This is a genomic window from Spartinivicinus poritis, from assembly GCF_028858535.1.
Taxonomy (GTDB): Bacteria; Pseudomonadota; Gammaproteobacteria; order Pseudomonadales; family Zooshikellaceae; genus Spartinivicinus; species Spartinivicinus poritis.
This window is the reverse complement of sequence record NZ_JAPMOU010000053.1, coordinates 25438-34819: the sequence shown is the minus strand read 5'-3', so window position 1 is coordinate 34819 and position 9382 is coordinate 25438. Positions and strand designations below refer to the sequence as shown.

Sequence of the window (9382 nt, the reverse complement as noted above, 5' to 3'; positions counted from 1 at the left end):
AACAAATAAAAATCCAGCCCCATATTTCAACAGCAAGGCTTTTAAAAGCGGCTAAAAAATCACCTTGAAAGGGCTGGGGCTTTAGGCTTAACTATACTTTCTCTAACTGCAATTTTTGGTCATGATTTGCTAGGTGAAAGTGGAGAAAAACTGGCAACATTATTAGGTGCTTCAATCATCGCCGTTGGACACATTCGTAATCAGAGGCTGTGTAACAAAACTGTATGCCATCAGAACTAAAAAACATTCCGACAAACATTATCACTGGTTTTCTTGGTGTAGGTAAAACCACAGCTATACTACACTTGTTGCAACAAAAACCTGCCAATGAACGCTGGGCCATTTTAGTTAACGAGTTTGGCGAGGTAGGCATTGATGGCAGCCTTTTCCAAGGCACCGAAACTGAGCAACAAGGCGTATTTATTCGTGAAGTGCCAGGTGGTTGCATGTGTTGTGCGGCTGGCTTGCCAATGCAGATTGCCTTGAATATGCTACTGGCTAGTGCCAAACCTCACCGTTTGTTGATAGAACCTACAGGCTTAGGGCACCCTAAAGAAGTAATGGAAGTGCTAAGTGCCGAACATTACCGAGAAATATTAGACTTGCGCAGCACTATCACGTTAGTAGATGCACGGAAAATATCTGACAGCCGCTATACAAAACACGCCACATTTACTCAGCAGCTAAATATAGCCGATATCATTGTTGCCAATAAATCCGATCAATATAAAACCAATGACTTTGCAGAATTGACAAGTTATTTAGAAAACCAAAATTGGCTTAACAATAAAACTATCTACCAAGTGAGTATGGGAAAAATTCAGCTGAACTGGCTACAAGGCAAAGCCCAAGAATTTACTAGCAAGGCTCATCATCACCAGTCCACTAAACCAGCCCAACAACTACCCGTCCCTGGCGATAAGCAATTTCCTCCATGTGGATATTTGACTATAAAAAATCAGGGGGAAGGTTTTCACAGCCAAGGCTGGCTATTCAACCCCGAATTTATTTTTGATCCAGATAAACTCTGTACCTTATTACTAGGTGTAAAAGTTGAACGTTTGAAAGGGGTATTTATTACTCACAAAGGCATTATTGGTTACAACAAAGTAGATGATGTATTAACTGAGATGGTGCTGGATGAAGCAATGGATAGTCGCATAGAACTTATAGTTAATGATATCAATACACTAAAAGATATCGAGCAGGATCTTTTAGATGCAATCAGTGGCTAAGTAACCATTAGGGAAGCCCCTAGCCCTCTCAGGAAGAGAGGGTATTAAAAGTAATTTCTACAACATTTTAGGGAGAAAAATTCAGCTTGTTCAAACTAATTTTTTTATAATAATTATCGACATGATCACTTAAGCTCTAAACAACCCTCAACGCCTGTGCTTTTCGGCTCTGTCTGCGAATCACCCAAAGCAATAGATAGGTAAACGGTATCATCATAACCGCGTAACCTAGTTTAAACGTAAAGTTTTCTGCCATATAAGCCCAGGTTTCTATACTGGCCAGTTTTTCAATATAAAACAATGATATCCAAACGATGGTATAAACAATCTGCCCTAACCCAGTAGAAACAATTGACCTGAACCATAACTGCTTGCCACGCATTAAACCTTTAAGGCGAGAAAAGCATACAGCATTGGTAAAGTCAGCGGCAACTAAACAAATTGCATTAATCAAAAATAAATAAGGCAGCTTATTAAATACAGCAGAGTAATGAGCTACCACATCTTGCGATACTAGATTAGATAGTTGTAGTGAAATATACAAACCTAATGCAGCTATCAGTAATGTTGTAGCTGCTGACCAAATAACTTTTCTAACAGTACGATAACCAAAGAGCTCTGATATAAGGTCAATTACCATAAAGGTTAAAGGAAATATTAAAATGCCACCAGGCTGAGTAAACCCAATAATTTCTATTCTTTTTGGTGAAATAGGTATTGCGATAAGTAAAAAACCTATAAATAAAGCAACTAATAATGGCAGCCAGTTCCAGTAGCTGTATAAAGTGACTACAACTTGATTATTTGTGTCATTGATAAAAATACGATCATCATCTCTTTTAGCCACTTGCGCTATATATTTTGCATCCGTGTCTGAAAAATGCTCTATTATATTTTTTTCAACAAGATTAATTGCTGGTTCAGTGTAACAAGCTCCACTTTTGCTTTGGAAAACAACCAGCCCCTGATCATTAATTTCTCTCAAAGTAAAAAAACAACCTTGTAATTGCATTAAGCCTGTTCCTATTTATAAATAATAGATAGTACAACGGCCGTAAAAGAGTTACGGTTTGCACCAATATGTGTATGAGGGTGAAAAAGAATGGGTATTAGTTTACTTCTTCCTTGAATAATAGATGCTTTACTTAACGTTATGCCATGTATCCCTTTATCAACTACAAGAGTATCTTCAGGATATTGATTGTTATGTAAATAACGGAGTATTAACAGCCCTCCTTTTGGCAAAAAGCTGATAAACTCTTTAGTAACCCTTACTGCTAGATAATCATCAATATCAGTTTGATTATCCTGAACTAGGTAGTGTATAGCTTCATTACTTGACTGATTTTTAGTTAACTTACTACTTGCTGTAACAACTACATCCCAATCATAAACCGGTAGTTGAATGATAAAGTTATCATAATGTAGCACATCATTTTTGGTTATTTTTTGCTCTGCTTGTCCTAAACCAGTGATCAGCCACGTATCACTAACATCTAATACCTTTGCAATTTTTTTAACTTGTCCAATATACTTTTGAAAACCTCTGCTGGATATCTGAAATAATTTAAGTATGTTAATGCCGGCTTCTCTGGCAAGTACTGAATACGTTATTCCCCTAGCACGCATGACTTCCCGCAGCCTATCAGAAAATTCGTTTGACTCCATGCCAGTTATTATTAACCAATATGATAAAATATCAGCATTCTAATACTAAAGTTCTATATGTCAAACATCTGTTTTATTTCGAATCAGGTTGTTTCCATTCAATTGGTTATACTGGTTAGTAGTTACTTTCCAGCTTAAAAAAAGCTCTTTTGTACTCTGCTTTAGTTTCAGCTAAATCTGCTGCTATTGTGCAAAAAACATCCTTAAATATAATTGGCAAACTTGTTGTTATTGCTTGTGAAAAATTTTTGGGGTTAAGGTAAGCTTGAGCAGGCCCAGACTCAAACAAGTCCCATAGTTTTAATGGTGACGTTAGCTCAGTTATTAGACTATCTTGTTCAGCATAATCGACTCTATACCCTAAGCCTTGAAAAAAATGGGTATATTCACTCGCAGAGTTCATATGAAACCAAGGATTGCTGTAGGATTTATAAACTTCTTTTAGTGACTTGGTTGTTATTGTTTGACTAATCACTTCCTGTAATAGAGGGCACCAACTCTTAAGCGGTGTTTGAACAGCCAGACAACTGACTTCAGACATTAACTGTTGTATTCGTTTCAATGTTGCTGCAGGTTGTTTAAACCAATGAATTACAGAGTTAATAAAGACAATATCAGATTTACCTAGCGGCTCAAACGGTAGTATTTCAATATCGCCTTCTACAAAGAAAGCTCTTGGCAAGTGTTGTTTAGCCGTGCTTATCATACCAGGAGACATATCTATCCCTACAACATCACCAGTTGTTAAGCTGGCCAAAACTGATGTTAATCGAGCATCACCACAGCCTATATCGAGTATTTTTTCATCACCACATAAATCAAGCTGACTAATTAATTTTACACCTGCCGATTGCTGATTAATACCTAATCTATGATACTCCTTAGCTACCCTTGAAAAATCAACTGCCATGATCCTTTCATTCCCTCATTAGCGCTTATTTATACATAGAAATTACATTGATATCAGATTAACTATGTTAGCAGCCCTAGTCTTTTGAATACAATAAGGCAATTGATTTATTTTAATTTTGTATAAAATGTTAGTTTGTAGAATATAAGTTTTTGTTATTTACACTCGAAACTGTTTTACTAAACTATTCAACTCCTGTCCCATAGCATGAAGGCGATTTGAGTTGTTACTGGTTGCTTCCATACCATGCGACATTTCACTTACTGCATCAGCGATTCTAGTAATATTTTTATTAATTTCTTCAATCACTGAGGTTTGTTCCTCTGAAGCAGTTGCTATTTGATGGTTCATCTCAGTAATAACACCAATAGAGTCTTTGATTGCCGTTAGCGACTCACCTGCCTCTTCTGCTTGGCGTGAAGTGCTATCACTTAACTCACGACTTACTTTCATCACTTTTACAGCAGTAGAGGATTGTTGCTGTAGCCGGGTAATCATCTCATGTATTTCTTGTGTACTGCTTTGAGTTCTACTCGCTAATGTTCTCACTTCATCTGCAACCACTGCAAACCCTCTACCTTGCTCACCAGCTCGTGCAGCTTCAATGGCTGCATTTAAAGCCAATAGGTTAGTTTGCTCTGCAATACTACCAATGACACCTAATACTGAGCCTATGTTTTCTGTCTCGTTGCCCAGTGCATCCATCACTTTTTCTGCTTCTTGAAGTTGATCTGCAAGAGAAGCAATAGAATTGATTGTATTTATCACGACATCGTTGCCTTTTAATGCACTGGTTTGTGCATTAGTAGCTTCATCAGCCGCTTGAGTTGCACTAGCAGCTATCTCTTGTGCAGTTAATGACATTTCATTTATAGCCGTTGCGACCTGTTCCGTTTCAGAAGCTTGGGCATTCATTTGTTTGCTGTTATCTTGTACAACCGTATTTATTTCTGAGCTTGATTTATTAATATGCGATGATGCTTCCGCCACTTTTTTAATAATACCCTGTAACTTGGCAACAAACGTATTAAAGGCTTCTGCTAATTTCCCCATTTCTGACTGTCCACTATTTTTAAGCCGTTTAGTGAGGTCACCTTCTCCTTCTGAAATATCACACATTAACTCTACAGTCTCTCTGATTGGACTCGTAATTGAATTAGTCAACAAAATTGAACAAAAGCCTAAAATAACGACAGCAGCAGTACCCACTCCCAGAATTGTTATTAATGTTTGCTGTTTCGCTGCTTCAGCTTTACTTCTTTGTTCACTGATTGTTTTATCTATTCCATCTATATAAAATCCTGTCCCTATAAATATCTGCCACTTTTCTAATGGAATTGCATAACTCAATTTTGGTTCTGGTGTTTTAGAGCCAGGTTTGTCCCATTGATATTCAACATAACCGCCCCCTTTTTGAGCTTCTTCACTTAATAGCTTGATGAGTGGAACACCATTTGGGTCTTTTAAATCAATTAGGTTTTTTCCTTCTAACTCAGGCTTTGCACCATGAACAACCGTTAAACCGTCATATTGAAACGAAAAAATATAGCCATTATCTCCATAGCGTATCTGCCTGATTATTTTGAATGCATCCTCTTTTGCTGAATCAGCAGTACTATTATAAACATGACTAATAGCAGTTTTAGTCATATCCAAATACCCTTTCAGCTCAGCTTTTTTTTCTTCAAATAGCGTTTTTCTAAAATTATTCAGTTCATCATCAACGAGCTGGCCTGTTGAAATATAACTAATAACACTAATAAGTACGGTTATAACTATAACGGGAACTATAGCTATTAATAATATTTTATGTTTTAGATGCAACATTTTGTACAGCCTTACACTACATTACAAGCTTACAAACAATGCTTAAAAGAATAGCTTATCGTAATATTTTAGCGAGACTATTGCAGATATCAGTTAATGATCAGTAAAGCGAAAAAGCCGACTCTATTTACCTTTCCTAAACAAACCTTTTACTTAACAATTTATTAAGTTGTCATAGACTACGCGAGAAAAAATTTGCTTGAAATAATGTAAGACGCTTTCGCACTTCATAACACTATTGGCAAACCTGCAAACACAAAGACTTAAGTCAAACCTAGAACATTCCAAGGGGAGCCAGTGCAACTTTACCCATCAGAATGCAAAAACTAACATACCAAAGCGAACGATTTTTGGATCAAAACCTTCTTCCTATTGTCAATAACATCACAGTTATTGATTGGCAATTAGTTGTTCAAAAAACAAGCACCACAGCTTAGTGTGAAACATTACTATTTATTAATTTGACAATAGCTAGTTAAGCAACGTAATTTTTTGCCAGTTTGCAGAAATCACAAGGTGGTTAACAAACCCATAGGCCACCATAGGATGAAACAGAGGTCAAATATGGTACAACTTCGCCGCTCGCTGTTGGCTTTATCGGTTTGCGCACTACTTGGCAGTGGTTATGCCATAACAACAACGGCAAGTACTCCTGCCAAAGGCTATAGCCAAACCATTAGCTTACCTACTATTCAATATGAAAAGTTTACTTTACCCAACGGATTAACCGTTATTGTTCATGAGGACCGGAAAGCACCTGTTGTTGCAGTGAATGTTTGGTACAAAGTGGGCTCAAAAGATGAGGTACCAGGTAAGACAGGTTTCGCTCATTTATTTGAACACCTAATGTTTCAAGGCTCTGAAAATTATAAAGGCGAGTTCTTTGAACCATTTGAAAAGGCTGGAGCCACTGATCAAAACGGCACCACAAATAGCGACCGAACCAATTACTTTGAAACAGTGCCAACTAATGCACTTGACATGGCCTTATGGATGGAGTCTGACCGTATGGGACACTTCCTTGGGAGTATTACTAAAGCCAAGTTAGATGAACAGCGCGGTGTAGTACAAAATGAAAAACGTCAAGGTGAAAACCAGCCCTATGGTAAAGTATGGGAGTTAATTACCAAAGCCAGTTTTCCAACAGGACACCCTTACTCATGGGAAACCATTGGCTCAATGGAAGATTTGAATGCTGCAAGCCTTGAAGACGTAAAAGCGTGGTTTAAGCAATACTACGGCCCTAACAATGCTATTTTAGTGCTTTCTGGTGATATAGATGTAACCACTGCAAAGTCTAAAGCATTAAAATATTTTGGTGATATTCCTCCCGGCCCTTCTGTCACTAAAGCCCACAGCTGGATAGCACCTTTAACTGAAAACAAACGCTTCAGTATGACTGACCGAGTGCCACAGTCACGCCTGATTATGGTCTGGAATACCCCTGCAACAGGGACCAAGCAAGCAGAACAAATGTCTTTAGTTGCCGACCTACTTGCTTCTGGAAAACAATCACGCCTTTATAAGCGATTAGTTCACGATGATAAAATAGCATCGTCAGTTAGTGTATTTAACCATAGCAGACAGTTAGCAGGTCAACTATTTATCATGGCTGATGCTAAGCCAGGTGTTTCACTAGCTAAATTAGAAAATGCAATTAAAGAAGATTTATCACATTTACAAAATGATGGGCCTACCTTAGACGAGCTAGCCCTGGTCAAAACACAGCAAGCTGCTAGCTTTATTCGACAGTTAGAGCGAGTAGGAGGCTTTGGTGGTAAATCAGATATTCTGGCTGCAGGTGAGTTTTACGCCAACGACCCTGGCTTTTATTTAAAATCCTATGAATATCAAAAAAATACATCACCAAAAGATATTCGCAGGGTAATGAAGCAGTGGCTTACTAAAGGTAATGTCATTGTTGAAGTAGAGCCAACACCCAAATTAAGCAAAATCAAGTCAACCGTAGACCGTAGTACAGTACCTGGAGTAGGGGAAGTTAAACCGTTCAAGCTGCCAGAAGTAAACCAAATTACTTTAAGCAATGGTTTGAAAGTTCTCTTGGCAAGCCGACCAGGTACTTCCACAGTAGAAATGGAGTGGGTATTTGATGCAGGTTATGCAGCAGATGCACAACACTCACCAGGCACTGCTAATTTTACCTTGGCAATGATGAAAGAAGGCACTAAAAGTAAAGATAGCATTGCTCTTGATAAAGCCTTAAGTAAATTAGGTGCAGGTATTAATGTTGGCTCATCGGTTGATAGTTCTTCGATTTCTTTAAGTGCACTCAAAGACAACATCGAAAAAAGTATTGCTTTGGCTGCCGATGTTATTCAAAACCCTGCGTTTCGAGCTACTGACTTTGACCGACTTCGTTCAAACTGGCTAGATAGTATTGCTCAAGAAAAAGCTAGGCCTTTCAGTACCGCTCTACGTGTATTGCCACAACTATTGTATGGTGTAGATCATGCCTATAGTACACCATGGACAGGTTCTGGTACTGAAGAGTCCATTACTCAACTGAATACAGGTGATTTAGCCAAATTCCATAAGCAGTGGATTCGTCCAGATAATGCCCAACTTGTCGTTGTTGGCGATATTGATATGGAAGAGCTGAAACCATTATTAGAGAAACAACTAGGTAAATGGCAAGCACCTAAAACACCAACTCCAGCTAAAAACCTGGTTGAAGCCGCTAATAGCCAAGATACCCAAATTTACTTGGTCGATAAACCTGATGCAATTCAATCAACCATTATTGCCGGGCAACTATTGCCATCTTCTCAAGATGAACGCTCATTAACCCTAAATATTGCAAATACAATTTTAGGCGGTCAGTTTAGTGCTCGACTGAATATGAATTTGCGTGAAGATAAACATTGGTCTTATGGTGCTTATAGCAAGCTAAATAGCGCTGTTGGACAACGACCGTTCATCATGTACGCCTCTGTACAAACCGATAAAACCTCTCCTGCACTGAAAGAGCTACAAAAGGAAGTACAGCAGTATATTTCTAAAAAGCCAGCTTCAGCTGAAGAGCTAAAAAAAGTCAAAGATAACTGGTTGCGAAGCAAAGCAGGCGCTTATGAGACCAATGGTGCGTTACTATCAGCAATTACTGGACTACTAGCAGTAAACCGTCCACTTGAGCAGTTGTATAACTTTGATAAGCTTGTAAGCGATATCTCACTAAAAGATGTACAACAAGTTTCTCAAGAACTGCTTAAGCCAAATAAATTAACTTGGGTGGTTATTGGTGATCTAAAGAAAATAGAGCCAACCATTAACAAACTCAAGCTAGGAAAAGTAACCAAGCTGGATAAAAATGGTAAGCCTATATAAAAATTATTAAATAGCAGTGATGAATACCCAGTGGTCAGTAAACTACTGGGTATTATCTTTAAACTATCATTTCTGCTTGATTAAACAGCCTCAACGAAGACTTATCTATTGACTTCAAGCTTAACAATAGCACCTCCTCAAAATGTTCTGCAGGAAGGTTATAGAAAGTCAATAAACGAATAGCCGATCTAACTGTAAAGCAAGCCCAGCTGAAATAATCAACCTGTTCGTTTAAAGCATATAATGGATAGTTTTCTTTCAACAGAGGCTCGTATTGTACAATATATTGCAACGTTTTATCAGTTTCGTTACTACAACACTCCTCTATGCAAAGGCAAAAATCATCACTTTTCACTCAGCAACTCCTTACACTACTACTGATGCAGTATTTTATATA

General features: G+C 38.0%; 7 protein-coding genes. 2 read left to right on the top strand and 5 right to left on the bottom strand.

The window, feature by feature from the left end:
• Positions 1-224 precede the first annotated feature (224 nt).
• On the top strand, positions 225-1235 hold the full coding sequence (locus ORQ98_RS24630; protein WP_274691480.1) for a CobW family GTP-binding protein: 1011 nt from the start codon (positions 225-227) through the stop codon (positions 1233-1235).
• A 136-nt stretch (positions 1236-1371) separates the two neighbouring features.
• On the opposite strand, the gene ORQ98_RS24625 is transcribed toward ORQ98_RS24630, so the two are convergent.
• From ORQ98_RS24625 to ORQ98_RS24610, 4 genes are all read right to left on the bottom strand, one after another.
• Complete coding sequence (locus ORQ98_RS24625; protein ID WP_274691479.1) at positions 1372-2247, bottom strand: queuosine precursor transporter; 876 nt, start codon at positions 2245-2247, stop codon at positions 1372-1374.
• 11 nt (positions 2248-2258) lie between these two features.
• On the bottom strand, positions 2259-2903 hold the full coding sequence (locus tag ORQ98_RS24620) for a helix-turn-helix domain-containing protein (protein WP_274691478.1): 645 nt from the start codon (positions 2901-2903) through the stop codon (positions 2259-2261).
• A 115-nt stretch (positions 2904-3018) separates the two neighbouring features.
• Positions 3019-3813, bottom strand: a complete 795-nt coding sequence (locus ORQ98_RS24615; RefSeq protein ID WP_274691477.1) for a class I SAM-dependent methyltransferase — start codon at positions 3811-3813, stop codon at positions 3019-3021.
• A 159-nt stretch (positions 3814-3972) separates the two neighbouring features.
• Complete coding sequence (locus tag ORQ98_RS24610; RefSeq protein ID WP_274691476.1) at positions 3973-5640, bottom strand: methyl-accepting chemotaxis protein; 1668 nt, start codon at positions 5638-5640, stop codon at positions 3973-3975.
• 546 nt (positions 5641-6186) lie between these two features.
• Between ORQ98_RS24610 and ORQ98_RS24605 the strand changes: the two genes are divergently transcribed.
• A complete protein-coding gene (locus ORQ98_RS24605; RefSeq protein ID WP_274691475.1) occupies positions 6187-8985 on the top strand; it encodes a M16 family metallopeptidase in 2799 nt (932 codons plus the stop codon).
• A gap of 58 nt (positions 8986-9043) precedes the next feature.
• On the opposite strand, the gene ORQ98_RS24600 is transcribed toward ORQ98_RS24605, so the two are convergent.
• On the bottom strand, positions 9044-9340 hold the full coding sequence (locus ORQ98_RS24600; RefSeq protein WP_274691474.1) for a hypothetical protein: 297 nt from the start codon (positions 9338-9340) through the stop codon (positions 9044-9046).
• Positions 9341-9382 lie beyond the last annotated feature (42 nt).

Coding starts and splice junctions, on each gene's coding strand:
- ORQ98_RS24630 (WP_274691480.1), top strand. CDS start 225: ATGCCATCAGAACTAAAAAACATTCCGACAAACATTATCACTGGTTTT.
- ORQ98_RS24625 (WP_274691479.1), bottom strand. CDS start 2,247: ATGCAATTACAAGGTTGTTTTTTTACTTTGAGAGAAATTAATGATCAG.
- ORQ98_RS24620 (WP_274691478.1), bottom strand. CDS start 2,903: ATGGAGTCAAACGAATTTTCTGATAGGCTGCGGGAAGTCATGCGTGCT.
- ORQ98_RS24615 (WP_274691477.1), bottom strand. CDS start 3,813: ATGGCAGTTGATTTTTCAAGGGTAGCTAAGGAGTATCATAGATTAGGT.
- ORQ98_RS24610 (WP_274691476.1), bottom strand. CDS start 5,640: ATGTTGCATCTAAAACATAAAATATTATTAATAGCTATAGTTCCCGTT.
- ORQ98_RS24605 (WP_274691475.1), top strand. CDS start 6,187: ATGAAACAGAGGTCAAATATGGTACAACTTCGCCGCTCGCTGTTGGCT.